Raw genomic sequence first — 26194 nt, forward strand, 5'->3', positions numbered from 1 at the left:
TATCTTTATACAAGATAGCTGTTTTCTTCATTTCACTACATTTCGCAAAGTACCAATTCCCTCTACTGTAATGACCACTTCATCACCAGCGTGTAAAAACTTCGGTGGTGTAAAGCCCTTTCCGACACCAGACGGCGTTCCTGTTGCGATAATATCGCCTGGTTCTAATGTCATCCCTTTACTTATCGTTGAAATAATTTCTTCAATTGAAAAAATCATTTTATTTGTGTTTGAAGTTTGTCTTACTTCTCCATTTACTACTGTTTCGATGTGTAATGCGTTCGGCGTTTCAACCATTGATTTATGCATTAAATACGGTCCCATCGGACAAAACGTATCGAAGCTTTTCCCAAGGAAAAACTGTTTATGTTTCCTTTGAATGTCACGAGCGGTTACATCATTTATAACTGTATATCCGAAAACATGGTCAAGCGCTTTTTCTTTTTTTATTTGCTTCCCTCGCTTACCAATAACAATAGCTAGTTCCCCTTCATAATCTAGTTCATTCGTTGCGTGGGAATGCCCATTGATTTTCTCATCAATTCCAATAACTGTTGTTGGTGCTTTCGTAAAAATCATTATATTTTCCGGAATAGACTCTACTCCGCCCATCTCGATTGCATGTTCACGATAGTTTTTCCCAACACAAAGTATATTCTTTCTTGGCCTTGGAATTGGTGCTAATATTTTCACCTCTGTTAACGGATAATACGCTACCCCTTCATTTTCCTTTGCCCAATTTACAATTTCACATATTTTCTCAAGACATTCAGTCCCTCTTTCAATACACTCTAACATTGTAATCGGAATCGTAACCTTTTCCCCTTTTTGTCTTTGCGCTTCTCTTAAGTGCAGTACTTTTTCTTCCTCTTCGTCTACAATACCTACAAATACCTTTTCCTCTTTCTTCGCCGTTACAAAACGCAATATTTCCACTCTCCATCCTAAAACTCATACCATTTAATTGTATTCGCATCTATAAGAAAAAAACCTTCTCATGCACGCTAATTTTTACAATATTCTTCTCGCACCTTATTCGTTACCATTCGTTATTTGACATAAAATGTAGAAATTTTACTTTTTTTAGCGAAGTTGTTTCTTTTTTATGGGATTTTTGTATAATATGTACTACATATATACTAAAAATTTCATTTAGAGATGGAGCCGATTTCAATGTTTGAGCAAGCTATTGAAAAAAAACGTGAAAAAATGATCTATTTTGCTGAACGCTACGGAATGACTTCTCAAAAAACAGTGGATTGTAGCCAAGAACTGGACAGGCTCTTAAATGTAATTTGGCATGTACATACGGATTTTCAACCTAATCAAACATTCGAAACACACACGTAATAACGTGTGTGTTTCTTTTATTTCAAAAAAACACACATTTTATTGAAAACGCCCATACAATAGTAGAAAAGAAAATTTTAAAAACGAAAGGTGTTTTATATGCCAGCTATGGTCGGACATATTCGTATCGTCAATATTGGGTCAAGTGGTATTTTTCACATTGGAGATGTATTTGCGATTAGGCCTATTAGTTATTCACGTGCTTTCGCTGGGGCCGGCTCTTTTAACGTTGGAGATAATGTTTCTGTCTACAATTATCAAAGCGCAACGACTGTCAATGATTCAGATGTAATCGATCAAGCGATAATTGGTTCAACTTAAAGGAGGCAATTGCATTGAATTTTTACGTGAACCAAAGTATTATCATTAACAGTATTAGAATCGATAGCATTACGACTTCTTCTGTATTCCAAATTGGTACGGCCGGAAGTATTAAAGCTCTATCTAAATTTTCAAATACGGGTGGATTTACAGAACCTCTTCGCCCATTACAGGCGAAAGGACAAATTATTTCTATCAAACCATCAAACAGTTCTTCTTAAGGCATCCTTGTCATAAATATATAGCAGGAATATATTTACCCTCCCTATTGAAAAGGAGGTTTCACAAAATGAATCAAGATATATATACTTACTTACACCAACTTCAGCAAGCTCTCCAAATACAACAAGCAACCATCCTTAGCCTAGAAGATCAAGTCCGCCAATTACAAGAAGAGCTTAATGAATTAAAAAGTCGCCCCTCCTCTTCTATAGGAAAAGTGGAATACAAATTCGATCAATTAAAAGTAGAAAATTTAAATGGTACTTTAAATATTGGTTTAAATCCATTTTCAACAAAAGGACAACAAATTGAAGATTTTCAAGTTGATACAGAAACATTGAAGGTCAATCCTGAAACTGACACCAACCCTGACTTTTATCAAGGTATCCTTCAAGAAATGCATCGCTACTTAGATGAAGAAGCATATAATCGAATTCTCCATTTTGAACAAGAAGAGAGAACACCGCTTGATGAAATGTATCGACAAATGATGGTTGATGACATAAAAAAACAGATGGAGCATAGACTTCCTTATTATTTATCACAAGCTCAATCATATGAAGGTATTTCAACAGATCCAGATTATTTACGAGACCTCATTATTCAAGCAATGAAACAAGATATCGACAAAGCCTTTCTATCCTTTATTCAGCACATACCGGGAAATTTCCGAAAGGAGTAAGTATGTATGAATCTTAACGTTGTAAATCGTGAGTTAAAAGTCGGACAGATTAAAATGAACGGTGTATCTTCGTCCGCTCTCTTTTTAATTGGGGATGCAAATTTCCTCATTTTATCTTCTATTCTTGATACACCGTTTGAAACTGTTACAGAGGGTCCATTTGTACCATTAGTAACAGATGTCCCTCCGACTCCAGGTTAAGGAGACTGAGAAATTATGTTACATCATGTGTCTATTGTCCAAAATGTTTCTATTATTTCTTTAGGGATTACTGCTGTATTTCAAGTTGGAGATGCAAATCAAATGGAATTAAAAAGTAGAGCTCTTGCCGTCCACAGGGAAATCCCTTGTTATATAAAAGGTGAAGGGCGCTTAGATGCATTTGAAATCTTTACAGATGAACACATTACAATCCCAAAGCGAACGACAGATGTCAAATTAAATATTATAAATGAATGCCCTTTTATTGAAGTAAATAACGTTGAATTGCGAACACTTTTAAATTCTGGTTGCTTTCAAATTGGAAATGTTGATTATGTTTTTAATAACTCTCGTATTATGCAAATCCGCCAATATATTACGGATGAACCTTCCGCTCAATAATTCATATAGTAATTAAAAAGCTTAGTAAAGTAGGTGGATGGTATGCCTTCTGTTGTTGGAAATCTCGTCGTTCAAAACAGTAACGGTTCTTTCAATTTAGGAGATTTTTATAACGTGTCTCCGAAAGAAAACACGAAAGCCTATAACGGATCTGGAGCTTCCAATGTTGGGTTTGTCGTGAATACGTTTAACGGTGTTAGTGCAACAAATACGTTTGATTCTGATGTGGCAGATCAAGATCAGATTGGAACAGCGTAAAAAAGAGGTGTCTCCTATAGGTGACACCTCTTTTTTATATGAAATAGTAACGGATCTTTTCTTTGAAAATTATTCATCACATCACCATTTATTTAAATGATAATCCGCCCTCCTCCAAAGCCTTTCTAAGCTTTGGTAAAGATGCGGGGCCCATACCATGCAGTTTTAAAATTTCTTTTTCACTATATTTTGAGAGCTCTTCTACAGTGTGAATACCATGGTGCTCTAATGCCCTTCTTGCTGGTGCTGAAAGAAGAGAGAGAAAACCTTCTTTTGGCTTTCTCTCTTTCTCACAGGTTGGGCAAGTTGGACAATCGCTACTTTTATAGTACTCGTGTCCCTGTTCACAAGTTCTTAACGTTGCCATTTTTTATAGCCCCTTTCTGTTGTCTATTCCTCAATATTCACAACATAATTCCCATCAAAGAAGTATAAACATTTCTCTTTCACAGGATGTTGTAAGCTTTTCTCGAGTGCTTTTGCATATAACGAAAGCTGCACTTTATAGCGATCTTCTAAAATTGGTTTTGCTTGTTCAAATCCGCCTGGGAATTTACCTTCAATCGTATCTGTTTTGAAATCGATTAGCGTAATACCATCTTCTTCTTCAATCATGCAGTCGATAACCCCTTGGACAAGAATCGATTCCCCGCTATTCCCTTGCCAATCTTGATATGCTTCTTCTGCTGATAGCATCATCGTAAATGGAACTTCACGCTCAACACTTTTCGCCGCTAATACCCTTTTACCTAGGTCACTGTCAAAGAATGAAATTACTTTTTCAATCGCTATTTCTTCCGCCTGCTCGAATGTTAACAATTCCTTATTTACCATTCCAGCAATTTGTTCTTGAAGAACTTCAACCGTAATCGGCTTCTTCAAATCTACATGTTGCATAACGGTATGGACTGCCGTCCCACGCTCTGCGTACGTTAATCCTTTTTTCTCCATAAAGCGCGGACGTGTTTTAATTGGTGCACGTAGTTTTTTAATAAAGGCGTTATCGCTGCCTTCTTCAGACTGATAATTTCTCTTTATTTCTGTAACGGATTGCTTCGCACGATGAGAGGTTGCTTCCTCATACCCGTACTTCCACATTAACCTATCGTACACTTCTTCTTTTCGTTCACTTTGTAATGGCACAGCCTTTTTCTCACGAAGTGCTTCTAACAACTCTTGTTTCTCTTCTTGAACTGGCTCTGGTGCAAGTAGCGTGTTACCGTCCACAACTTCTACTTTCCAGCTAGTGTCATACCCGTAAATTTCATCTGGAATACTTCCTTGTCCTAATTCAAGAAGTATTTCACTATCACGATGTCTATATAATGAAGGTGCAATCCAGTCTAAATAGCAAGACGCTCCAGCACGTATGTGATCTGGTAATAACCATTCACTATGTTCCCTCGCATCGAGCCATTTTTCCATTTCCTTATTTGCATCCTTAACTGTTCCGATTAAAATTAACTTCTCTTTTGCACGCGTTAAAGCTACGTATAATACGCGCATTTCTTCCGCAATTAATTCCATTTTCATTTTACGTTTAATTGCAAGTTGCGATAATGTCGTATATTTAATTCGTTTACGCGGATCAATGAACTGTGAACCGAAACCGAAGTCTTTATGCAGTAAGAAACGTTTCATTAAATCTTGTGTATTAAAACGACGACCGAGTCCAGCTACAAATACGACCGGGAACTCAAGTCCCTTACTTTTATGAATCGTCATAATGCGAACAACATCTTCTTGTTCACCAAGAGCTCTCGCCGTCCCCATATCGTCACCGCGTTCTAAAATACGTTCAATAAAACGTAAGAAGCGGAATAATCCTCTAAATGATGTTGCTTCATATTGCCTTGCGCGGTCATATAATACACGCAAGTTTGCCTGCCTTTGCTTTCCAGCTGGTAAACCGCCGACAAAGTCATAATACCCTGTCTCACCGTACACTTTCCAAATTAAATCAGAAAGTGATTGTTGGCGCGCGAATTCACGCCATCCTTGTAGTAAGTTATAAAACCATTCTAGTTTTTCATGAAGTTCTTGTTCTTCTTCAAGCGGTGCACCTTTTAAGAATGAGCTCATTACTTCATAAAATGACCTTTTCTTTCCGTGAGCACGAAGCGTCGCAAGTTCTTCATCATTTAATCCAACGATCGGTGAACGAAGTACTGCTGCAAGTGGAATATCTTGCATCGGATTATCAATAACGCGGAATACGTTCATCATAATATTTACTTCTGTCGCTTCAAAGTAACCAGTCGCAAGGTCTGCATATACTGGAATTCCTTGTAGTTTTAACTCTTCCATAATTTGCGGTGCCCACGGCATAGAGCGAAGTAAAATAACGAAATCACGATATTGCACTGGTCGCATACTATCCGTTTTTCGGTCATACACTTCATAACCTGAATCGACCATCGCTTTAATGCGCTGCGCCATAAGACGAGCTTCCAGTTGCGCCTTTTCGACTTCCGTACCTTCTTCACCCTCTAGTACTTCTTCTTCCGTTTGCTGAATGCATAATAATTCAGCCGCTACATCTTCACCTATTGGATAGCTAGCACCTAGCTTTAATTCAGCGTCAGCATCGTAATCGATTTCCCCAACTTCTTCGCCCATAATTTGTTTGAAAATAAAGTTCGTACCTGCCAGTACTTCATGACGACTACGGAAGTTTTTCGCTAAATCAATCTTCATTCCGCCGCCCGATCCTTCTTGCGTGAAGCGTTTATACTTTCCTAAGAATAAGCCTGGTTCTGCTAGTCGGAAACGGTAGATTGACTGTTTTACGTCACCAACCATGAACAAGTTCCCTTCACTCTCAGAATCTTTCGTTACGAATTTAATAATGGATTCCTGTACGAAGTTCGTATCTTGATATTCATCGACTAGTACTTCTGCAAATTTATTACGATATTGAAGCGCTACTGCTGATGGCTTCACTTCATCATTTTCACTTTGTTCACTTAAAATTTGCAAACAGAAATGCTCTAAATCTGTGAAATCAACCATTCCTTTATCTCGCTTCATCGCTTGGAAACGCTCTGTAAAGACTTTTACGAGCTTCACGAGTTTTTCTAATACAGGATGCATATCTTGAAAATCTCGTAAGAAACTTTCAGGTTTGCGGCTAAATAACTCTTCTTGTAATTTCTTCACTTCATCTTTCGCTTTATTACGAAGAGAGTCTACTTGTTTTACAACATCCTCGTTGTAATCACTTTTCTTAATACGCTTTAACGTTTGCCACGATACGTTTTGCATCGCTTCATACACGCTTGTCCACGATTCACGAGCTGCTGATGATAACATTCCAAGTAAAGCTGCATCCGCTTGCAGGGTTTCAACGCGAGGCGCCGGGCCATCAGGAAGCATTGCGAGTTCGGTTGCTTTACGAATATGTTGTTCCGCTGTTTCAAGCTGGAATCTCACATCTTCTAATAGGTAAGAAGCATACACTAAATCTTCAATTGTCTTTCCTTCCACGTCGTATGCTTCTACTAATTTATCGAGCCATTTTTCCGGATTTGGATGCGCTCTTGATTCTGTATGAAGCGCTAAAATCATTCTTTGTAAGTCATCATCACTACGGTCACTCGTATAGCGATCAACTAATTCAAAGAAAATACTATTATCTTCGATTCCATACTCTTCTTCTAATATGTCATCTAGCACTTCTTCTTTTAACAACTCATTTTCTGTTTGATTTGCAATACGAAAACGAGGATCAACATCCAGCATGTAGTAATACCCTCTAATTACTTGTAAACAAAATGAATGGATCGTTGAAATAGATGCTTTATTTAATAGGCTCAGCTGTTTTCTTACATGTTGAGATCCTGGCTCATCAATTAGTACTTTTTCTAACGCTTCTCCAATTCGATTTTTCATCTCTTGCGCCGCTGCATTCGTAAATGTTACAACGAGCAGGCGATCGACATCGACTGGATTTTCCTCATTAATAATCTTTTTAATCATACGTTCAACTAATACTGCTGTTTTTCCCGATCCAGCTGCTGCTGCGACTAAAATGTCACGTCCATTCGCTACAACGGCTTTCCACTGGTCATCTGTCCATTGACTACCTTCTGGTTTTTTAGGCCAATTCTCTATCATTCTCCGTCAACCTCCTCTCTAATTTTCTCCATCGCTTCACTATCTTTCATATCTTTTAACGTACGGAATTGATTATCTTCAAGTGATTCATCAAACTGACAGACAGATTTGAAGTTACAGAACGTACATGCCGCTTTATTCCCCTTTTTGTAAGGAGCAATATCAATAACACCTTCTGTAATGTCTTTTCCGATATGTTCAAACGTATGGTGTACATATTTTTGCAGTACGTTAAACTCTTGCTCACTTGCAATGCTAGAACGCGCACTAAAACTACCGTCTTTTTTCAGACCAGCAGAAATAATATCTGAACTTCCTGTTGAAAGTTTGTTATCCATTAAACGAACAACGTCAGCATCTCCTAGTACGAGGCCTTTCATTTTAAATTTCTTTAAAATTTCTTTTTCAATTTCAGCTTCAGATGCGTCACCTTTCATTTCAACAATCGGGTTATGAATATGAAAGTACAGTACACCAGCAGGTGATGCTGCGTGGCCTTTTTTCATCCACGTTTGTGCATTTGTAGTAACGACATCTAAATACGTTAACATTTGAAGTGCCAATCCGTAATACACTTCCGTTAAGTCTAACGCTTTTGAACTTGATTTATAATCAATAATACGAAGGAATGTTCCGTTTTCATCTTCAGCCTTATCCACACGGTCAATACGGCCGATAACTTCCATCTTCACACCATTTGGTAATGAGAATTCCATCGGCGGAAGCGATCCCGTACCGCCCATACCGAATGGCACCTCTAAATCAACTGGTACGAAACCGCTCGACTTCGCGTGTTCACGAAGAATGATTGACGTACGGAAAATGATTTGTTGTAGTTTTTGTTTTAAATAGAAATGACGATTTGAGCTTAATAAAATTTGTCTTTGTAATAACGGTGCGATTTCTTCTATTACTAAAACAGAAAGATGCTCACACTCTTTTATTGATAAATCCGCCCAAGTGCGGTTTTCACGTAATAGCCTGTCTGCAATTCTCTTCAGTGCTGCATGGAATAGTTCACCGATATCTGGTGCATCTAGTTTAAAAACATCACGCTCTCTTAACGATAAACCGTGCTGCGCGAAATGAGCGTACGCACAACGGTTGAAGAGTTCCATACGAGAAACGCTTCCTTTTATTTTATCTCCGTATAAATCTCTACTTACTACCGTACTTAGTTTCTGCGCACGATTTCGATAGAATAAACTCGATAACACGCGACTACTTTTTTGTTTCCATTCATCCGAAGTGACGTAGAAGTTATAGACGTCCCACCAAAAATCTAGATTCCCTTCAAATCCGTATCGCTTCCACGTTTGTAGTTGCTGCATGACATAAGATAACGTCACTTCTGGCGTTGCTACGTATGAAATTTGTTCCGAACGCGATAAGTCGTTTACGTCATTCGTAATAAACGAGTCTTTCACATTAGGGAACATTCTTTTTATTTTCTTAATAAAGCTAGATGCAAGTAATGTCTTTCCTTCTTCATCTGCAAGTGGGCATGAAATATATAATTTCTCAGACGCTCTCGTTACCATCTGATACATAACGAACTGCTCTTCTAATAAAGTTTGTCTCGTCGTTGGCGCGAGTTCAATTCCTGCCGCACCAAGAACTTCTCTTTCCTCATCAGAAAGCATCCCTTCATCCATCGGTGCTGCTGGAATAACTCCTTCATTTACGCCGATAATAAACGTTGCTTTCACATCTGATAACCTGGAGTGATCAATATTGGCAACTAATACTTGATCTAATGATGGCGGAATGTTAGCGAATTGAAGTGCCTCAAGTCCTGTCGACATAACGTCCGTGAACATTGATAGTGACATCTTCTCCTCACCAAGCATTTCTACAAACGTATCAAGAAGGCTCATTACTTCTTCCCATACTTGTTCATGGTCTGTTGCAAATAAGAAATCTCCGCTCTCTTCTGCACGTATACGTAATTCTTCTAACTTCTTTGGAACGTCAAGTTCTTCTAAAAATAAGTAAACCGCTTCGCACATTTGCATCACTGTTCCCGCACGCTTTAACCTTTTTTGCATGCGAATAACTGGCGTTCTTACAACATCACGCAGCCTGTTTATTTTCTCTTCCATTTCACGTTCAATATCTGTTATCATTCCGTTTGTATCGTCAAGTGAACGGTAACGGCGATACATCCACGGATCCTCAGAAGTCCATCTCTTCCCTTGTACACCGTACGCTAAACAGTAGTTTTCGAACTCATCCATCTCTTCACGCATCATTTCTTTCCTTACGTCTAATGGATATAAAAGCTCTGTTTTCACGCAGCGAAACACCGCGTCATAACGCCAATTTCCGCTAATAATTTCTAAGGCAGAACGAATACACTCTACTAATGGATGATGTGACATCGGGCGTTTTTCATCGATGAAGTGTGGAATATTATAATCTGTAAATAACGTTCGCATCACATCGTAATAACTTTCCCCGTTACGAAGAAGTACTGCAATATCTCGATAACGATACGTTTCATCCGCGACAAGTCTACGAATTTCACGAGCAACCCCTTCTACTTCAGCTCGTAAATTCGCCGCTGTACTAATTGTTACACTTGCTTCATCATAATACTTTTCATTCGGACGCGCTTCATAATGCGTTTCTAAATGAGCTAATGCCGGAGAATGAAAACGCGGTTGTTCCATAAGTGGAATTGTTTTTTCAATTTCTATTTTCTCTTCACGCGCTACTTGTTTTATTTTTTCATATGTTAACGTCGTTTCATAAAATAAATCCAGTTCATTCACTGGCTGCGCTAATGTTTTTTCATCTATCGTTAACGTAATTGTGACTCTCGCTCCACAAATCATGAGCTGTCTTACAATTTCAAGTTCTTGCGGAGAAAATGAATGAAACCCATCTATATAAATTTCAGCACCATTTACATACTCAGACTGCGGAAGCTTTTCCACTAGCAATTGTAAATAGTCTTCTGAATCTAAATATTTCCCGATTAAAGCACGTTCAAAATCATCATATAATAGCTGTAAATCATATACTTTATTCGCTAATAACTTTTGCTCAGCACTGCTACTATGCGCATCTAATTGTTGCCACATTTCATATACGTTAGATGGCGTCACATTGTAACGTTTAAACTCCGCAATCATACTGCCAAGATGCTCAAAGAAACCGTTTTGCTCCGCTGCTTTTTGGAACACCGATAATCCATCTTTACGAGATTCTACAATTTTACGAAGTAACATATGCACACCCGCTTCATCAATATGAAGACGACTCGCTCCGCCAACTTCTTGCAACACCTTCCAAGCTAATCGTGAAAAACTAAAAACTTGTGCCCGAATAGAACCTCTTACATCCTCACTTTCAATTAACGCCTGCTGCGTCTGGAATGTCATCTGTTCTGGCACAAGATATAATATTGTTTTGCCTCTCGGGCGCTGTTTTAACTCTTCTTGCACTTCTCGTAAACAAAGTGTACTCTTTCCACTTCCCGCTCTACCAATCACCAATCGAAGTGACATGTAACCCCACCTTTCACTTACACAACGAACGTTAGTTTGCTACTATAATTGTATTATAGTACACGAAAAAAGACAAACGGAGTTGTTTGTCTTTTCTATACTTCTACTTCATTATATCAACCTTTTGAAAAATTCGTTTGCACCTCTTGAATTGGCCAATATCTTAAATCGACTTTACCGACAACTGTATCAGCCTTCACAAAGCCAAAGTGTCTACTATCCCAGCTCCCAAGGCGGTTATCGCCTATTACAAAAATATGACCAGCTGGCACCACCTTTTCTTTTGTTAACTCTTCTAATGTAAAATCACCTGTTAGTTGCCTTCCATTTATCTCTTTCTTGTACTTCTCTAAATAAGGCTCATCAATAAATTGACCGTTTATATACAACTTATCATGCTTATATTCAATATGGTCTCCAGGTAAACCGATAATTCGCTTTACATAGTCTTCTTTTTTATTCGCATGAAAAACGACGACATCGAACCTGTTCAAGTCCCCCACTTGATAACTCACCTTATTTACAACGAGCATATTGCCATCCTGCAATGTCGGCATCATTGACTTCCCCTCTACAACGTACGTTGAAAAGAAAAACGTTCGAAAAAATACAGCTAATAGTACACCAATTAAAATTGTTCGTATCCACTCTAGGCCTTCTTTTTTCAAAGTTTTCTTCATCCGCTTCTCCCCTTACCCTTTAATAATGAAGCTTGCATTTATAAAGTGAAACTTAATCGGTGGGGATTTTGTTCATCCCGCACCGATCGGGCAGTTTGATCCCCACCTAACTTCTCTGCTTCAGCCGAATTTTTTGGAGGGAGTTTCACTGCCCTCAAATAGTGGGACAAAGAAGACTATTCTTAATGTAGTTCTAACTTTACTTCAATTCTTTTACCGACATACCATAAAATAAAAATAACAATCGCTACAATAACTGATTTCACCGGCTTATGAATAAACGACATTAAATCATGACCGATGTACGTTAAAATAAAAATCATCACAAGCTTCCCGAATGCGAGCGCAAGTCCGAACTGTTTTACGCTAATGCGAGATAAACCAGCTACAACGTTTATAAGCGCAGACGGTGTAAACGGAAAACAAAATATAACAAACACTGGCGCGAATCCTTTCCTTTCAATCCACCCCATTGCCTTGCGCACTTTCTCATGCTTATTTACAAAAGAAAAGAAACGGCTTCGTCCAAAATGGCGGATAATGAAAAAAACAAGCATAGCACCGATTACTGATCCAAGCCATGAATAAAGGAAACCCAGCCAAAATCCAAATGCAACAGCATTCGCTAGTACAAACACAATAAGTGGTAATGCTGGAATAAGCGCCTCTATCATCGGCAAACCGATGCCAAGAAGCGGTCCGAACGCCTTATAACTTTCAACAATATGATCCATATTTTCTGGTGAAAAATACTCTTTGATTGACTGAAAATCCATTCTACACTTTACCCCTTTACTCTAATTACTACCTCTACTGTATCATTGCTTTTCTGAAAGAGGAAATGGTAGATACGACATATGGAGATGTAATTATTAAGTTTCCATGTCCTTCATTAGAATTCCTTCATTATTTAGCTATGATAATCTTTCAATATTCGACAGGATATGAAGATAATTTAGACACTATACACAAATTGTAACTTAACGGTTACGTTTGATGAAAAAGCAGAAACTACAGAAAGGAATAATTCGTCTTTTTCAAAAAAATACCCTTACTGCACGTAAGGGTATTTCTACCTATATAGAAAGAAGTATCATGTATGCCACAAATATAAAATGATATATATCCACACTACATTAAATATATATAAGGAAATTACCATTATATTGTTCCATTAAAGAACAATATATTTGTACATCTCACTCGGTTTATTTATGAATCTTACAGCGTAAACTGTATATATAATGAAATAAAAAAAGGATGAGTCTCCTCATCCTTTTCCTCTCACACATCTTCTTCCCTAACAAAATACACTTTCTCATAAGCTGGTCTTAATGTTGATTCATCTCTTTTATCAATTTCTTTAAAACAAGGATTTCCTTGTTTCTTCTTTCGATCTTCATATTCTGTACGCAGTTTCGCTGTACGATTTTGTTGATTTTCAAAACTACTTTTTGATATTTCTAATTTCACAGCAAGGCCATTTATAAATCGAATCATAAGATTTCCATCTTTTAATTCTCGATTACTTTCGATATAAAAATGCGACAGCCACGCGCACTCTTTTCTAGAATAAGAATAAGTAGGGAAAAAATAAAGTTGATCTGTCGGACTGATTGCAATCGGTGCTTTATGTGTAATGTGCGTTAACTCTTTCGTTCCTTCTTTTCTGCCCAAAAAACTAGATCCATGCTTACGACAACTTCTCTCTATAATATCTAGAGGCTTTTGAAATACGAAAAAAGAATCTTCCATTTCAACAACTCGCGTAACAATTTTCTTTTCACTTAGAATAACAGGAAGTAAGGCCATTGTATTTTTAGTTACAACATAATTTTCGACATAGCGTTCTACTTTACTTTCCATATCCTATTATCTCCTTTTTTCATTTTCTATTTATATTAGCAGCTGCATATATAATTTTAGCACCTATGAAAAGGAAATAGGTAACAGGTTCCGCTTTTTTACAATTTTTTATCATTTATCAAACATTTGTCAAACAATAAAATCACGATATATAAATTAAATAGTTTTATAACCATAAAAACAGCATTTATACTACCTATAAATATTTATTATTCCTTCCTCTTTTTACATCATTACAACAATTAACTTTGCTATAATTAAAATATAAATCCAATATATGGAGGGCCCTTATGGAAGAAAAAGAGATCCAACCATCGATTCAAATGAAAAATAGTAGCGTCATTATCGTGAAAAACTCAGCTAGTATTATATTCGGTTTATTTTTCATTCTGCTATTCTTCGCTAAACCATTTCGTAAATCGAAATGTCCTGAATGTAAAAAACGCGAGAAGAAAAAAGCAGGAAAAGAAGAGTAAAAGGCCTTCCTTTTTGGAAAGCCTTTTACTCTTCTTCATTACCTCTATAAACGTCGAGTACAACTTCATTTACATATATCTCAACAACAAAAAAAGGATGGCATGAGCCATCCTTTTTTCCATCATCAACTATAAAATTATAGTTTGATTACGTTTTTAGCTTGAGGTCCACGGTTGCCTTCTTCGATTTCGAAGCTAACTTTTTGACCTTCTTCTAAAGATTTGAAACCTTCAGTTTCGATTGCAGAGAAATGTACGAATACATCGTTTTCGCCTGGAACTTCGATGAAACCGAAGCCTTTTTCGTTGTTAAACCATTTTACTTGTCCTGTTACTGCCATGATTATTTCCTCCTAAGAAAATACAAATTATTTTAGTCTTCCTGTATAAAAAAAGAATCCACACATTATCAAACACGAAACATAAACTAGTTCTCACATACTTTTTCTCGTTCGTTTTCGGCACTTGATAATATATGGATTGCTTAATTTAACTATTCAACTGACATCATCATAGCATACTTAAAATAAAATGTACAATCTTTTTTGAAAATAGAATTTCTAATTTTTAGTATTTCTTATAAAATAAAATTATCTCTATTCTATATAAGGAGGAATTCATGACAACCAAAATTCCTAAAAAACATTAAAGAGAATTGAAGAGGATATTGAAAATAATAATCTCGGAAAGGCAAGAGAAAGATTACACGGTCTCATCTTTACATACCCAAATGAATTACATCTTCGAAAACAAATCGGAGACATTTATTATAAATTACAATATCCAGAAATGGCTGGACGTTATTGGTATCTAGAGGAGCATAAAACAGATATTATGCATGAATCATGTTTATTATTTGAAAAATCAATGGGAAATGATCCTTATCATATTGCGCGTGCTTTAAAATTCAAAGGCGATTCTAGCAAGATAAAGAAATTGTATAAAGAGCAGCCTTTATCTCCAGTACAAAAAAAAGTAGCAGAGGAATTAGTATATGAATATAAAGAAACATGGGAAGATAAGTTACTCTCTCTTGGGTGTCTAGTATTCCTTGCTTTCCTTCTTTTCTCTGCTATTGTCGGTATATTCACTATTTGGAATTGGATTTTTTAATTATAGGGGGAATTTTCACATGTCAAACTACGAACAAGAAGAAAAGCTAACAGGGGGAAACGTCTCAAACGTATATCGTTCTGAAAATACTGTTCGGCGGGAATTAAAGCCAGACAGTACAAAAATTCATAAGCTATTACGTCATCTAGAAAACAAAGGATTTCATTATGCCCCAAAGTTTTTGGGCATAGATGAAAAAGATAGAGAGATTTTATCATTTATAGAAGGCGACGCAGGCAATTATCCTTTAAAAGAATTCATGTGGTCTAATGATGTGCTGAAAGAAATCGCAAAGATGCTCCGTCTGTACCATGATGCTGTAAGTGACTTTCCGTTATTAGCTGATTGGAAACCGATGGATCATACCCCACATAACATTGAGGTTTTATGCCACAATGATTTTGCTATATATAACATTATTTTCAATAATGAAAAGCCAGTCGGTATTATTGATTTTGACGTCGCTGCTCCTGGTCCAAGAATGTGGGATATCGCTTATACGCTTTATACTTGTGTACCTTTAAGTCGAGTGTATTATACGGAATCAGGTGAGGCAATTCATTACGACTCATCGCAACATGCAGGTCGTATTAAAGAAAGAGTAAAGTTGTTTGCTCAGTCCTACGATAAAGATATGGACGAAAATTACTTCGAAATGGTGTTACTACGTTTAGAAGGGTTATGTACATATGTGAAAAGAAAAGCACAAGAAGGAGACGGAAATTTCCAAAGAATGATTGATGAAGGACATCTAGATCATTATGAAAAAGATATGACGTTTATTCGTAAGCATGGGAAAGAATGGATCTAATATTATTTCTATTTTTGTTAGTAAATATATTTTAAGTTATGTTACATATATCCGAATAATCGTTCATATCGTTTCTTTTCCTACCGGAACTATCAAGCTAAAATCTCGAGATACCCCCTAACGAAATTTTAGCTTTCTATAGTTATGTAAGAGAATTCAGCCCATTTTTTCGTTTCACAAAAATTTTATAATAATTAAAATCACATTATAAAAATATTATATTATAATACAACTAGTTAAAGGGAAACTTTAATCAGTGGGGTTTTGTGCATCTCCCACGTAACTTCTTTGCTCCAGCCAACTTTTGAGGCGGGAGTCTTACTGCCGCAAATAGCGGGATAAAATTACAAGGCCGTTTGCCATGGGGGATTTACATACATGAAAAAGATTTTATTTTTGTTATTGGCTACTATTATTACGTTAACATACCTTCTAGTTTTTAATAAGACTATTGATTCTGAAATTAAAGGATTCCCTATACCTTATGAAGCTAAATTAATTCATACTACTGAGGAGATAGGTGAGTATGTATATAAAGGCGATTGTTTTGAATCAGGTTTATCTATATGGTATCAAATACATATAAAATTAAAGGGATGGGATAAGACTTTTGCAGAGGGTGGAATGAAAGTTTATGAGAAGGATAATAAAAAAGTAACCGTAATATATTTAACGGGAGAAGATGTTATCAGTTTATATAAAGAGTAATAAAAAAGGTGATCACTTAATTGTGATCACCTTCCTTTTATTTCGTAAACTGAGCTTCTTCTGTAGAACCTTTTAACGCTGTCGTTGATGAAGTACCGCCTGTAATGACTTGTGCTACTTCATCAAAATAACCTGTTCCTACTTCGCGTTGATGACGAGTTGCAGAGTAACCGTGTTTCTCTGCTGCGAATTCCGCTTGTTGTAATTCAGAATATGCTGCCATGCCACGCTCTTTATAGCCACGCGCTAATTCAAACATGCCGTAGTTTAATGAGTGGAATCCAGCAAGTGTTACGAACTGGAACTTGTAACCGTAAGATGCGATTTCTTTTTGGAAGCTCGCAATCGTTTTTTCATCTAATTTTTGTTTCCAGTTAAATGACGGTGAACAGTTATAAGCGAGTAATTTCCCTGGATATTTTTTATGGATTGCGTCTGCAAATCGTTTTGCATCTTCTAAATTTGGTTCAGACGTTTCACACCAAACGAGGTCTGCATACGGTGCATACGCTAAACCACGTGCAATTGCTTGATCCAGTCCTGCTTTCGTACGATAAAATCCTTCTGGTGTTCTTTCTCCTGTAATAAACGCTTTATCAACCGGATCGATATCACTCGTAATTAAATCGGCTGCATCTGCATCTGTTCTTGCAACGATAATTGTCGGTACTCCCATTACGTCCGCAGCAAGGCGTGCGGAAATTAAATTACGTACCGCTGTTTGTGTCGGCAGTAATACTTTTCCACCTAAATGTCCGCATTTTTTCTCTGAAGATAATTGATCTTCAAAGTGTACACCTGATGCACCCGCTTCAATCATACCTTTCATAAGCTCGAATACGTTTAATTGTCCGCCAAATCCAGCCTCTGCATCTGCTACAATCGGTACGAAATAATCTGTATCATCGCTTCCTTCCATATGCTGAATTTGATCCGCACGTTGAAGTGTTTGATTAATTCGTTTTACTACAGCTGGTACGCTGTTCGCTGGATATAAGCTTTGGTCTGGATACATATGTCCAGAAAGGTTTGCATCAGCCGCTACTTGCCAACCACTTAAGTAAATTGCTTTTAATCCCGCTTTCACTTGTTGCATCGCTTGGTTTCCTGTTAATGCACCAAGTGCGTTAATATAATCTTCCGTATGAAGCGATGTCCAAAGCTTCTCAGCCCCGCGGCGTGCTATTGTATGTTCAATATCAATCGAACCACGCAAACGAATTACATCTTCAGCTGAATACGGACGTGTTATTCCTTTCCATCTCGTATCTAATTCCCAGTTCTCTTGTAATTTATCGATTCTTTCGTTTTTCATTTATTCCATCCCCTTTTCACTTTATAAAATTTCATAACCCGGTAATGTTAAAAACGGTACGAACTCATCATTCCGAATGAGGTTTGTAAACAATGTTGTCGCCTCTTGGAATCTCCCTTTCTTAAAGGCTTCTTTACCAATCTCTCTTTCTATCTTTACTAATTCTTCTTCTTTCCATTCTTCCATTAATTCGAGCGTAATATTGCGGCCATCATTTAGCTTTCCGCCTTCATGACGAATCCATTGCCATATTTGTGCTCTGGAGATTTCCGCAGTTGCTGCATCTTCCATTAAGTTATAAATTGGCGCTGCTCCCCGTCCACTTAACCAAGATGCAATATATTGAATACCTACACTAATATTCGTGCGAAGACCTTCTTCTGTAATCGTTCCCACTGGTACTTCTAATAAATCTTTTTCTGTAACACGTATTTCTTCACGTTTCCTAAAAATTTGATTCGGCGTTTTCATAATGTGATTAAATACTTCCATCGCAACCGGTACAAGTCCCGGGTGGGCAACCCAAGTCCCATCATGACCGTCTAAAGCTTCACGCTCCTTATCAGCACGCACCTTTTCGAAAGCCGCTTCATTCGCTTCTGGATTATTTTTAATCGGAATTTGTGCTGCCATTCCTCCGATTGCTGGTGCATTACGGCGATGACATGTTTGAATTACTTTTAAAGAATACGCGCGCATAAACGGCGCCGTCATCGTGACTTGCGCTCTATCTGGCAGTAAAAATTCATTATGATTACGGAAACCCTTTAAGAAGCTGAAAATGTAATCCCATCTTCCGCAGTTTAAGCCAGCAGAATGATCTTTTAGCTCATACAAAATTTCATCCATTTCAAACGAAGCGTGAATCGTCTCCAATAGCACAGTCGCTTTAATTGTTCCGTTTGGAATACCGATGTATTTTTGAGCAAATACGAATACATCGTTCCATAATCTCGCTTCTAAATAACTTTCCATTTTCGGTAAGTAAAAGTACGGGCCACTTCCTTTTTCTAAAAGCGCCTTCGCATTATGGAAAAAATACAGACCAAAATCCACTAAGCTGCCGGACATATTTTTCCCATCAACTTGCATATGCTTTTCCTCTAAATGCCATCCTCTTGGACGCACAATGAGTACAGCTGTTTTATCATTTAATCTATATTCTTTTCCTTTATCATTTTTGTGTGAGATCGTTCCCTTTACTGCATCTCGTAAGTTAATTTGGCCTTCAATCGCATTTTCCCAAGTTGGTGAATTCGAATCTTCAAAATCCGCCATAAAAAGATGAGCTCCTGAATTTAAAGCGTTAATGACCATCTTTCTATCTACCGGTCCAGTAATCTCTACGCGGCGATCCTCTAAATCTTTCGGAAGATTGGCGATTGTCCAATCCGCTTCACGTATGTGCTTTGTTTCTTCTAAAAACTTCGGAAACTCCCCTGCATCAATTCTTTTTTGTTTCTCTACACGTTTTTGTAATAGTTCTGTGCGGCGCTCATTGAAATTTTCATGTAGTTCCTTTAAAAAACTAAGCACCTCAGGTGTCAATATTTCGTTGTACGCTGGTAACATTTCTCCGGGCAATGTAACCCGTGAAGTTCGCGTCGACATATTAGCATCCCCTTCTTAAACTGTTTTATAACAGATTTGATTTTATGTTTTATATTATATAACAAATCTTCAGAAAAGGAAGTTTTTTTTGAAAATTCATTTCATTTTTTTTGAAAACGCCGTTCTTTCGTGCTCTATTCCATACAAAAAAGGCCACTGTTATACAACAACGGCCTTTTCGTAACATCTTCCAAAATTAAAAATGAAATTATATCAAATACAACTTTACATTTCAGAGGTAGCACTTCCCTTCACCGATAGCTCCTTTTCTCTTCCTTTACGAAAAGTGAGTGCCATTCCTACAAAAATAAGGACAATCCCTACAACTTGCATACTAGTCGGTCTAAATCCGGTAAAGACCGTATCTAACAAAATTGCTACAGCAGGATCTAAAAACACTAATACAGAAATAAGTCTCGTCGATAAATCTCTTAAACTGTCAAAAAACAAGTAATATACAAACCCAGTATGTATAAGTCCTGTTGCCGTTATCATCATCCAGTTCGTCTCTGTTAAACCTTGAAACTGTCCGAAATCCACAAATGGTAACAATAAAAATATACCTAAAAACGTTTGTACAAATGTCATCGCATATGCACTCGTATGCTTGATTCCTTTTCCTAATAAAGTCGTAAAAGCATAAAATAACGCTGCAAGTAGTGCCCATACCATTCCAGATGACATGAGTTTCTCGAGCGACACACTTCCATCTACTCCAGCTACTAAAACCGTGCCGAGGAAACAAATGACAATGGACATAACGGCAAACGCTGTTAGCCTCTCTTTAAATACGATACTCCCAATCATTAATACGATAATTGGAGCGAGATGATAGACAGAAATTGCAATTGTAATTGACATAACTTCAAACGCTTTAAATAGAAATACCCAGTTAAAAACGAGAAATACGCCGCACGCTAATATTTGCACAATCTCTTTTTTATTCCACTTTTCATTTTTATATTGTCCTGTCACTAACCAACATAACGCTAAAAATATAGTTGCACAAATACAACGAACAAATACTAATTCAAAAGACGGTAAACCTGTTTGGACAGAAAAAAATCCAATTGATCCGAAAATAGACATCGAAAGGATCATTTTTATAGCCGGCATTGATTTTTTATTGTACACCCTTTCTCTCCTCCTACAATCACTCTCTTATAAAACTAAAAATTCTAAAAACATTACTTATTATTATATATTACAATCAAAAAATTGTAAAAAACTAGAATATAACGATTGACATCCACACAAAATTTTCATAATAAAAAATCATCCTTTTGTATTCCACAGGATGATTTTTTATATGTATTGAGAGGTCTATATATTTATGAAGACTTACATATACTCTACTATTTTTGAAGAGTAAATTGGGAAACTATCTGTTTTAGTCCTCCTGCTACGTTGTGCAGATGTTCAATTGAAGTCGAAATCTCTTGAACAGATTTTTCTTGCTGTTGAATAGACTCTTTTACCCTATCAGTTCGATCAGATGATCTTTGAGAAATTTGCGCCATATCTTCTGTAGAAGCAGAAATCTCCTCACTACTCGCTGCAATTTCATCTGTAGACATAGATACCGTTTGAATTTGCTCAGATACTTGCTGCACTTTTTCTGTAATAGTTCCAAATACTTTTTCTGTATGCATTACTACTTGTGTACCTGCCTGTACCTCATTATCTACTTTCCCCATCATATGTACCGTATGATTCGTTGTTCCCATAACTTGAGTAATAAGCTTCTCAATTTGTTTAGCAGAGTCACTAGATTGTTCTGCTAATTTTCGTACTTCATCTGCCACAATTGCAAATCCTCTACCACTTTCTCCAGCACGTGCAGCCTCAATTGCGGCGTTTAATGCTAATAAGTTAATCTGAGAGGTAATACCTTGCATAACATCAATGATTTTAACAATTTCTTCTGATTGTTCTTTCATAGTCTCTACTTGTTTCACACCGCTATGTACTGAATTTTGGATTGTATCCATCTGTTGAATCATTTGTTTCATTAATTTGTTACCACTCTCTGCATCTAGTGCTGATTGAGCAGACAATTCATTTACAGAGGATGATGTATTCACTATACTCTGCATTCCTTGTGTCAACTCTTCCATCGCACCCGCAGTTTGTTCCATTGCTTGCATTTGGCTCTCTGCGCCATTGGCAACTTCTTCAATATCCATAGTGATTTTCTTTGCTGCACCGCTAGATACTTCTGATGCAGATACTACTCCGTCTGCATGTTGGAATAAAAGCTGAATATTATTCTCTACTTCTTGCATATTTGTTCTTAGCCCTGCAATCATCTCGTTAAAATCACTTACTAATACACCTAATTCATCTTTAGCATTATAATCACCATGTACAGTTAAATCTCCCTCTTTTGCTCTTTCCATCATACGACTAACCGTTTGTAAAGGAGCAACTATAAGTTTGCTAATAATATAACTTACTATACATATAATGATTGTAGTAACTACTGCAAGAATGATAAAGGTAATAACAGAGCGATCTATCATTTTTTGAGAATCTTTAAATACTTGGTCAGCTAAGTTTGAAACATAAGTTTCTAAATCTACAGCATAACCAGCTAACTCTACTCCCTTCGGTTTTAAGTCCTTTTGAAATTCGTTTACCATTTGAGATTCATTTGTTCCCTTCGCTTTGTCAAACAACTTCTTATATGTCTCCATATAACTTGGCAAAGATTTCTTCATCTTCTGAAACAGCTCATCCTCTTGCTTACTTAAATTAACGCCATCATCATATTCTTTTAATAAAGAATCATATTTTTTAAGATCCTTTTCAACATTACTAATAATCCCTTCTTTATTGGTCCCCTCATTTTGTGACGTTGTAATTAATTCTAGTAAGTTATATTCTAGTGAATTTTGTGTACGAAGCATTCCTTCTAATATAACTGCAGAATTTTGATAATCATCTACTACAATCTCTGTATCGTGCTTAATCTTATTAATAGAATTAATTGCTACACAGCTCATAATTGTCATGCCCAAAACTGCTAATGAGATAAGTAAGAATAATTTATGTTTCACTTTTAAATTTTGTAAAAAATACATATTTCCACCTTTATTCCTTTATATATAGATTTTTAGAATTTTATAGCTTATTATTTACAAAATCACAATAAAAAGCAATGATAAATATTCCCAATACCAAACTTATATTTCTATAAACAAGAAGTAGCATAATCGCTACTTCTTGTTTTTTTGTTTTTCATATTGCTCAAACGTATGAATTCTTTCGAAAATTGGTGGATGTGTGTATAAGAAAAATTTTACTAACGCAGGTGGATTCACTTGGCTTAAACTTGTTTTTGATAAATATTGAAACGTTCTCACACCTGATTTCCCATCTTTCGTCATATTTAAAGCGTATTGATCCGCCGCGCGTTCTTCTATTCGTGAAACGTAGTTTGTTGCTGGTTGTGATGCAAAGGATAGTACAGAAGAAATTAAGAAAAATAAAGGTAAAATCGAGAAACATGCCATTTTTGAAATTTGCAGCGTATCTCCCCATTTTCGAATACACAAATTTAAAATTCGACTAATTACATACATACCTATAAACGATAGTAAAATATAACTCGCAACGCCCCAATATATATGTTTCATTACGTAATGTCCCATTTCATGGGCCATAATAAATAAAATCTCTTTATCTTTTAATTGCTGAAGTGTTGTATCCCACATTACAATACGAAGGTTTTTTCCAATTCCTGTTACATATGCATTTAACGAATTCGTTTTTTCCGACATATTTACTTCATATACATGTTCAGATGGAATATCAGCTTTATCTGCCATCGCTAAAATTTTCGTTTCTAATTCCTTATTTTTCAGCGTTGAAAAATCATTATAAAGTGGATCAATTACAACAGGTTGCACGAACGTTAAGAAAATTGTAAACGGTACAGAGAGTGCCCATCCTGCTAGCCACCATCTCTTCGGAAATTTACGGATGAGCCATAAAAGAACTGTAACAATGAGTAACATCGTCGCATAATTAACCCAAAAATCGATAACGTGATCTTTTATCCAGCTTTGTGTACTTTGCGTGGAAATACCGTAATCAACCGACACTTTACGCCCAATCCATTGCATCGGTAATGCCAGTACCGTTGTGAGTAATGATAAATAAAAGAAATAAATCGCAACTTGTAAGACACTTATTTTAGTCGTTTCCTTTGACCATTTCTCAAACTTTTTTGAAATACCGAGCACGAGTACAAATAATAAAATAATCCATTCAAGAGGCGTCGCTAAAAAGAACAGTAAATTTTTCACGCGCGAATAATCTTGGCTTAGCGTAAGCTCTTTCGCATTCATAAACGTTTCTGGATCCGCACTCGTACCTTTATACATGTTCGGAATGAGTTCATGATTCCATCCAAATAAATACCAATATATAAGCAACGCAAATCCAACGTACAAAAAAAGCGACCACCCAATAACTTTCCTCACGCTATTCCCTCCTCTATGCTGCCTGTCTATTATTATTGTAAGTTCGTACATGCTAAATTAGAACAAGCTAATTACGAGAATTGCTCGAGAGCCTTCTATTTACATAAAGTGAAACTTTAATCAGTGGGGGTTTTCTTCATCCCCCACTGATTATTAGCCTTCACCAATCGGGCTTTTACGGGCAGTTGATCCCCCGCCTAATTTCTTTGCTGTCACTGAATTTTGAGATGGGGGTCTTACTGCCCGTTAATGCGGGATAAAAAAAACTCTTCTACATAAGAAGAGTTTCACCTATTTTTAGACACTTTCCTCGGTTCATAATTCGGAATAAGAAAAGCACTTACAAACCAGCACATTAAACCAGCGCCTTTTACATATTTTACATATTCATAGTCTTGAAAAAATAGCGTCGTTATAATAATCGTAAAAAAACCTACTAAAACAAATATATACCCTATTTGTTTCTTCGATAACATAAGTACTTATCCCCCTTAAGGCAGTACATCTATTAACAAACTGAAATCTTGTACAGAAAAAGAACTATATTTCATAATACCTTGTACAGCTAAAAGTAAAACAAGACCGATCACACACATATAGTTAACACTTTCGCCACCCTTTTTTTCAGTAACCATGCCACCACTTATACATAAGACCCCTAATAAATGGAGCGCTAAATACATGAAAAAGTAGGCTTCCTCCCAGCGGAGAATAACATTTACTGTCGTTATTAGCACTATGCTAAGTAAAATCAAATAAAAAAACTTATTTGATGATATTGTTTCATTCATATAATTTTATACATTCCTTTCAAATTTAGAATTAATGATGTCTCAAAGCTATAAAGTAAATGATTGTTTTCATACCATAAAACAAAAGGAAAGCTCCCATTACTTTCGCGAATACTTTATGAACCCGCACATACTTCTCTTCATTTTTTCTGAAGATACGCTTCATCATTACTTCTAACATTAGACCGAATATTATTAAAATCCCTAATACAATAAGAAGAGAAATAATATTTTCTTTTAAATGAGTACTAGAAAATAAGTAATACTCCGGAAACACAATTGTATCTACTACAAGTTAAAAAGCCAATGACAAAAGCCTTTATCACACATATCTGTAATAGACGTAGCATCTATAATGTCTTTCAATATTTTTTCAATCGTTTTCTTCGTCTCATTTATCTCCCACTACATCTGCAAAACTCTCTACCTGCTCTGCGTATATAACTGGCACTTCTTTACTCCAGTATTTGCGGTTAACAAATAAAAAGATGAGTACTAAATTTAATCCTGTTATAAAAATAATCAGTCCTGGAAAGAACGTCGTATAGTTTGAGAAATCTGCAAAACTCATGATCTTTTCTCTACTTACTAGGAACGATGCACAAAGTACAAATGTATTATTTAACATATGTATCGCAATTGGCATGAGTAAGCTTTTCGTACGAATATATACGATTGATAATACGATACTAAATACGGCGGCACCGAGAAAATCGACATGTAATATCGCAAATAAAAGTGCCACTGCAATCATCGCTATACTCGTTCCCCATTTCGCAGCAAAGCGCTGAAGTAAAAATCCACGAAAAACAAATTCTCCAATAATAGGTGCGATAAATACAACCATAATAAATTGATATATATATCCCCCGGCACTATCTACAATCGGTTTGTGTAAAGCATTCATAATAAAATCTGGTGTAATCCATGCAAAGCTGTACATGTATAAAATCAGATACCCGTAACTGAACATGCACAACATAATCGTAATGTATATAACTTGCACCAAGTTAAATGTTTCATTTTTATTAAGAAATAATGAAAATGAAACACGGTGCTTTCTATACTCATAAAAAATCCATGCAATCGGAAGGATATAAAATATAAGTATATTTATAAAAGATGAATTTTGTATATGAAATGTACTTTCTAGCAATTTTTCACTACTTCTCGCTACTAAAATTAATAGTGCAAATACAATTAAAAAATATCTAGCTCGCATCATTTGAAACGGATTCACACTCATCTCCTCCCCTATGTTACTTTTATCAT

The 26194-nt window shown here is 36.3% G+C and carries 27 protein-coding genes and 2 pseudogenes; 11 read left to right on the forward strand and 18 right to left on the reverse strand.

Translation table 11 applies throughout. The annotated features are described in order from the left end of the window. Window positions 1-27: 27 nt before the first annotated feature. The gene (locus G9F74_RS05120; protein ID WP_001213082.1) at window positions 28-927 is read right to left on the reverse strand and encodes a fumarylacetoacetate hydrolase family protein; all 900 of its coding nucleotides are present in this window, start codon (window positions 925-927) and stop codon (window positions 28-30) included. Window positions 928-1173: 246 nt separating this feature from the next. Between G9F74_RS05120 and G9F74_RS05125 the strand changes: the two genes are divergently transcribed. The 7 genes from G9F74_RS05125 (at window position 1174) to gerPF (ending at window position 3436) form a co-directional block, all read left to right on the forward strand. After that, entirely contained in the window at window positions 1174-1350 is a 177-nt protein-coding gene (locus tag G9F74_RS05125; RefSeq protein ID WP_000462849.1) for an aspartyl-phosphate phosphatase Spo0E family protein, read from the forward strand. 99 nt (window positions 1351-1449) lie between these two features. Beyond that, a complete protein-coding gene (gerPA, locus tag G9F74_RS05130; RefSeq protein ID WP_001111187.1) occupies window positions 1450-1671 on the forward strand; it encodes a spore germination protein GerPA in 222 nt (73 codons plus the stop codon). A gap of 14 nt (window positions 1672-1685) precedes the next feature. Further along, on the forward strand, window positions 1686-1892 hold the full coding sequence (gerPB, locus tag G9F74_RS05135) for a spore germination protein GerPB (RefSeq protein WP_001012514.1): 207 nt from the start codon (window positions 1686-1688) through the stop codon (window positions 1890-1892). Window positions 1893-1960: 68 nt separating this feature from the next. Then, window positions 1961-2575: a spore germination protein GerPC gene (gene gerPC / locus G9F74_RS05140; RefSeq protein WP_001070753.1), complete on the forward strand. Its 615-nt coding sequence runs from the start codon at window positions 1961-1963 to the stop codon at window positions 2573-2575. A gap of 6 nt (window positions 2576-2581) precedes the next feature. Next, window positions 2582-2776, forward strand: a complete 195-nt coding sequence (gene gerPD, locus G9F74_RS05145) for a spore germination protein GerPD (protein ID WP_001052804.1) — start codon at window positions 2582-2584, stop codon at window positions 2774-2776. Between the two features lie 15 nt (window positions 2777-2791). Further along, the gene (locus tag G9F74_RS05150; protein WP_000902326.1) at window positions 2792-3178 is read left to right on the forward strand and encodes a spore germination protein GerPE; all 387 of its coding nucleotides are present in this window, start codon (window positions 2792-2794) and stop codon (window positions 3176-3178) included. Window positions 3179-3220: 42 nt separating this feature from the next. Beyond that, the gene (gene gerPF, locus G9F74_RS05155; protein WP_001141566.1) at window positions 3221-3436 is read left to right on the forward strand and encodes a spore germination protein GerPF; all 216 of its coding nucleotides are present in this window, start codon (window positions 3221-3223) and stop codon (window positions 3434-3436) included. 88 nt (window positions 3437-3524) lie between these two features. Here gerPF and G9F74_RS05160 read toward each other — a convergent pair whose 3' ends face one another. The 6 genes from G9F74_RS05160 to G9F74_RS05185 all read right to left on the reverse strand — a co-directional run bounded on the left by G9F74_RS05160 (window position 3525) and on the right by G9F74_RS05185 (window position 13610). Next, entirely contained in the window at window positions 3525-3803 is a 279-nt protein-coding gene (locus G9F74_RS05160) for an RNA polymerase alpha subunit C-terminal domain-containing protein (protein WP_000224035.1), read from the reverse strand. Between the two features lie 23 nt (window positions 3804-3826). Next, a complete protein-coding gene (gene addA, locus G9F74_RS05165) occupies window positions 3827-7552 on the reverse strand; it encodes a helicase-exonuclease AddAB subunit AddA (RefSeq protein ID WP_016107995.1) in 3726 nt (1241 codons plus the stop codon). After that, window positions 7549-11064 carry a helicase-exonuclease AddAB subunit AddB gene (gene addB, locus G9F74_RS05170; RefSeq protein ID WP_016107994.1) on the reverse strand — a complete coding sequence of 1172 codons (3516 nt, stop codon included), beginning with the start codon at window positions 11062-11064 and terminating at the stop codon, window positions 7549-7551. The genes addA and addB overlap by 4 nt, the downstream gene beginning before the upstream one ends. A gap of 116 nt (window positions 11065-11180) precedes the next feature. After that, a complete protein-coding gene (lepB, locus tag G9F74_RS05175) occupies window positions 11181-11744 on the reverse strand; it encodes a signal peptidase I (protein WP_000751914.1) in 564 nt (187 codons plus the stop codon). Between the two features lie 182 nt (window positions 11745-11926). Next, window positions 11927-12520, reverse strand: coding sequence for a TVP38/TMEM64 family protein (locus G9F74_RS05180; protein ID WP_000347508.1), 594 nt, complete (start codon window positions 12518-12520; stop codon window positions 11927-11929). A 508-nt stretch (window positions 12521-13028) separates the two neighbouring features. Then, entirely contained in the window at window positions 13029-13610 is a 582-nt protein-coding gene (locus G9F74_RS05185; RefSeq protein WP_000444438.1) for a competence protein ComK, read from the reverse strand. A 290-nt stretch (window positions 13611-13900) separates the two neighbouring features. Between G9F74_RS05185 and G9F74_RS05190 the strand changes: the two genes are divergently transcribed. After that, complete coding sequence (locus G9F74_RS05190; RefSeq protein WP_000391370.1) at window positions 13901-14086, forward strand: hypothetical protein; 186 nt, start codon at window positions 13901-13903, stop codon at window positions 14084-14086. 137 nt (window positions 14087-14223) lie between these two features. Here the strand turns inward: G9F74_RS05190 and cspA are convergent, their stop codons facing one another. Continuing rightward, window positions 14224-14427 (reverse strand): RNA chaperone/antiterminator CspA, encoded by a 204-nt coding sequence (gene cspA / locus G9F74_RS05195; protein ID WP_000301522.1) that lies wholly within the window; start codon window positions 14425-14427, stop codon window positions 14224-14226. 313 nt (window positions 14428-14740) lie between these two features. Between cspA and G9F74_RS05200 the strand changes: the two genes are divergently transcribed. The 3 genes from G9F74_RS05200 (at window position 14741) to G9F74_RS05210 (ending at window position 16718) form a co-directional block, all read left to right on the forward strand. Then, window positions 14741-15199, forward strand: coding sequence for a DUF6584 family protein (locus G9F74_RS05200; RefSeq protein ID WP_050570019.1), 459 nt, complete (start codon window positions 14741-14743; stop codon window positions 15197-15199). Window positions 15200-15218: 19 nt separating this feature from the next. Further along, entirely contained in the window at window positions 15219-16010 is a 792-nt protein-coding gene (locus G9F74_RS05205; protein WP_000073821.1) for a phosphotransferase, read from the forward strand. Between the two features lie 378 nt (window positions 16011-16388). Next, a complete protein-coding gene (locus tag G9F74_RS05210) occupies window positions 16389-16718 on the forward strand; it encodes a hypothetical protein (protein ID WP_000721808.1) in 330 nt (109 codons plus the stop codon). 37 nt (window positions 16719-16755) lie between these two features. Here G9F74_RS05210 and aceA read toward each other — a convergent pair whose 3' ends face one another. From aceA to G9F74_RS05255, 10 genes and pseudogenes are all read right to left on the reverse strand, one after another. Next, a complete protein-coding gene (gene aceA, locus G9F74_RS05215; protein ID WP_000787333.1) occupies window positions 16756-18033 on the reverse strand; it encodes an isocitrate lyase in 1278 nt (425 codons plus the stop codon). Window positions 18034-18054: 21 nt separating this feature from the next. Further along, the gene (aceB, locus tag G9F74_RS05220) at window positions 18055-19644 is read right to left on the reverse strand and encodes a malate synthase A (RefSeq protein WP_000107647.1); all 1590 of its coding nucleotides are present in this window, start codon (window positions 19642-19644) and stop codon (window positions 18055-18057) included. Window positions 19645-19869: 225 nt separating this feature from the next. After that, a complete protein-coding gene (locus G9F74_RS05225; protein WP_000282398.1) occupies window positions 19870-20778 on the reverse strand; it encodes a DMT family transporter in 909 nt (302 codons plus the stop codon). Window positions 20779-20999: 221 nt separating this feature from the next. After that, window positions 21000-21953, reverse strand: coding sequence for a methyl-accepting chemotaxis protein (locus G9F74_RS30645; RefSeq protein ID WP_406565830.1), 954 nt, complete (start codon window positions 21951-21953; stop codon window positions 21000-21002). After that, window positions 21948-22727, reverse strand: a pseudogene (locus G9F74_RS30650) (MCP four helix bundle domain-containing protein); the annotation flags it as partial. The gene G9F74_RS30645 and the pseudogene G9F74_RS30650, both read right to left, overlap by 6 nt. A gap of 135 nt (window positions 22728-22862) precedes the next feature. Beyond that, window positions 22863-24131, reverse strand: a complete 1269-nt coding sequence (locus G9F74_RS05235; protein ID WP_016107992.1) for a M48 family metallopeptidase — start codon at window positions 24129-24131, stop codon at window positions 22863-22865. 287 nt (window positions 24132-24418) lie between these two features. Then, window positions 24419-24607 (reverse strand): hypothetical protein, encoded by a 189-nt coding sequence (locus G9F74_RS05240; RefSeq protein WP_000949414.1) that lies wholly within the window; start codon window positions 24605-24607, stop codon window positions 24419-24421. Window positions 24608-24622: 15 nt separating this feature from the next. Continuing rightward, window positions 24623-24922 (reverse strand): hypothetical protein, encoded by a 300-nt coding sequence (locus G9F74_RS05245; protein WP_002093819.1) that lies wholly within the window; start codon window positions 24920-24922, stop codon window positions 24623-24625. Between the two features lie 31 nt (window positions 24923-24953). Continuing rightward, window positions 24954-25252: pseudogene (locus tag G9F74_RS05250) on the reverse strand (malate synthase). Between the two features lie 61 nt (window positions 25253-25313). Then, entirely contained in the window at window positions 25314-26162 is an 849-nt protein-coding gene (locus G9F74_RS05255; protein ID WP_001067942.1) for a CPBP family intramembrane glutamic endopeptidase, read from the reverse strand. Window positions 26163-26194: the final 32 nt, after the last annotated feature.

The organism is Bacillus sp. EKM202B, from assembly GCF_011066025.1.
GTDB classification, from domain to species: Bacteria; Bacillota; Bacilli; order Bacillales; family Bacillaceae_G; genus Bacillus_A; species Bacillus_A toyonensis.

Bases quoted from the DNA above. Each gene is read 5' to 3' on its own strand.
- G9F74_RS05125 (WP_000462849.1), top strand. From the start codon at position 1,174: ATGTTTGAGCAAGCTATTGAAAAAAAACGTGAAAAAATGATCTATTTT.
- gerPA (WP_001111187.1), top strand. From the start codon at position 1,450: ATGCCAGCTATGGTCGGACATATTCGTATCGTCAATATTGGGTCAAGT.
- gerPC (WP_001070753.1), top strand. From the start codon at position 1,961: ATGAATCAAGATATATATACTTACTTACACCAACTTCAGCAAGCTCTC.
- gerPD (WP_001052804.1), top strand. From the start codon at position 2,582: ATGAATCTTAACGTTGTAAATCGTGAGTTAAAAGTCGGACAGATTAAA.
- G9F74_RS05150 (WP_000902326.1), top strand. From the start codon at position 2,792: ATGTTACATCATGTGTCTATTGTCCAAAATGTTTCTATTATTTCTTTA.
- gerPF (WP_001141566.1), top strand. From the start codon at position 3,221: ATGCCTTCTGTTGTTGGAAATCTCGTCGTTCAAAACAGTAACGGTTCT.
- G9F74_RS05160 (WP_000224035.1), bottom strand. From the start codon at position 3,803: ATGGCAACGTTAAGAACTTGTGAACAGGGACACGAGTACTATAAAAGT.
- addA (WP_016107995.1), bottom strand. From the start codon at position 7,552: ATGATAGAGAATTGGCCTAAAAAACCAGAAGGTAGTCAATGGACAGAT.
- addB (WP_016107994.1), bottom strand. From the start codon at position 11,064: ATGTCACTTCGATTGGTGATTGGTAGAGCGGGAAGTGGAAAGAGTACA.
- lepB (WP_000751914.1), bottom strand. From the start codon at position 11,744: ATGAAGAAAACTTTGAAAAAAGAAGGCCTAGAGTGGATACGAACAATT.
- G9F74_RS05180 (WP_000347508.1), bottom strand. From the start codon at position 12,520: ATGGATTTTCAGTCAATCAAAGAGTATTTTTCACCAGAAAATATGGAT.
- G9F74_RS05185 (WP_000444438.1), bottom strand. From the start codon at position 13,610: ATGGAAAGTAAAGTAGAACGCTATGTCGAAAATTATGTTGTAACTAAA.
- G9F74_RS05190 (WP_000391370.1), top strand. From the start codon at position 13,901: ATGGAAGAAAAAGAGATCCAACCATCGATTCAAATGAAAAATAGTAGC.
- cspA (WP_000301522.1), bottom strand. From the start codon at position 14,427: ATGGCAGTAACAGGACAAGTAAAATGGTTTAACAACGAAAAAGGCTTC.
- G9F74_RS05205 (WP_000073821.1), top strand. From the start codon at position 15,219: ATGTCAAACTACGAACAAGAAGAAAAGCTAACAGGGGGAAACGTCTCA.
- G9F74_RS05210 (WP_000721808.1), top strand. From the start codon at position 16,389: ATGAAAAAGATTTTATTTTTGTTATTGGCTACTATTATTACGTTAACA.
- aceA (WP_000787333.1), bottom strand. From the start codon at position 18,033: ATGAAAAACGAAAGAATCGATAAATTACAAGAGAACTGGGAATTAGAT.
- aceB (WP_000107647.1), bottom strand. From the start codon at position 19,644: ATGTCGACGCGAACTTCACGGGTTACATTGCCCGGAGAAATGTTACCA.
- G9F74_RS30645 (WP_406565830.1), bottom strand. From the start codon at position 21,953: ATGATTGCAGGGCTAAGAACAAATATGCAAGAAGTAGAGAATAATATT.
- G9F74_RS05240 (WP_000949414.1), bottom strand. From the start codon at position 24,607: ATGTTATCGAAGAAACAAATAGGGTATATATTTGTTTTAGTAGGTTTT.
- G9F74_RS05245 (WP_002093819.1), bottom strand. From the start codon at position 24,922: ATGAATGAAACAATATCATCAAATAAGTTTTTTTATTTGATTTTACTT.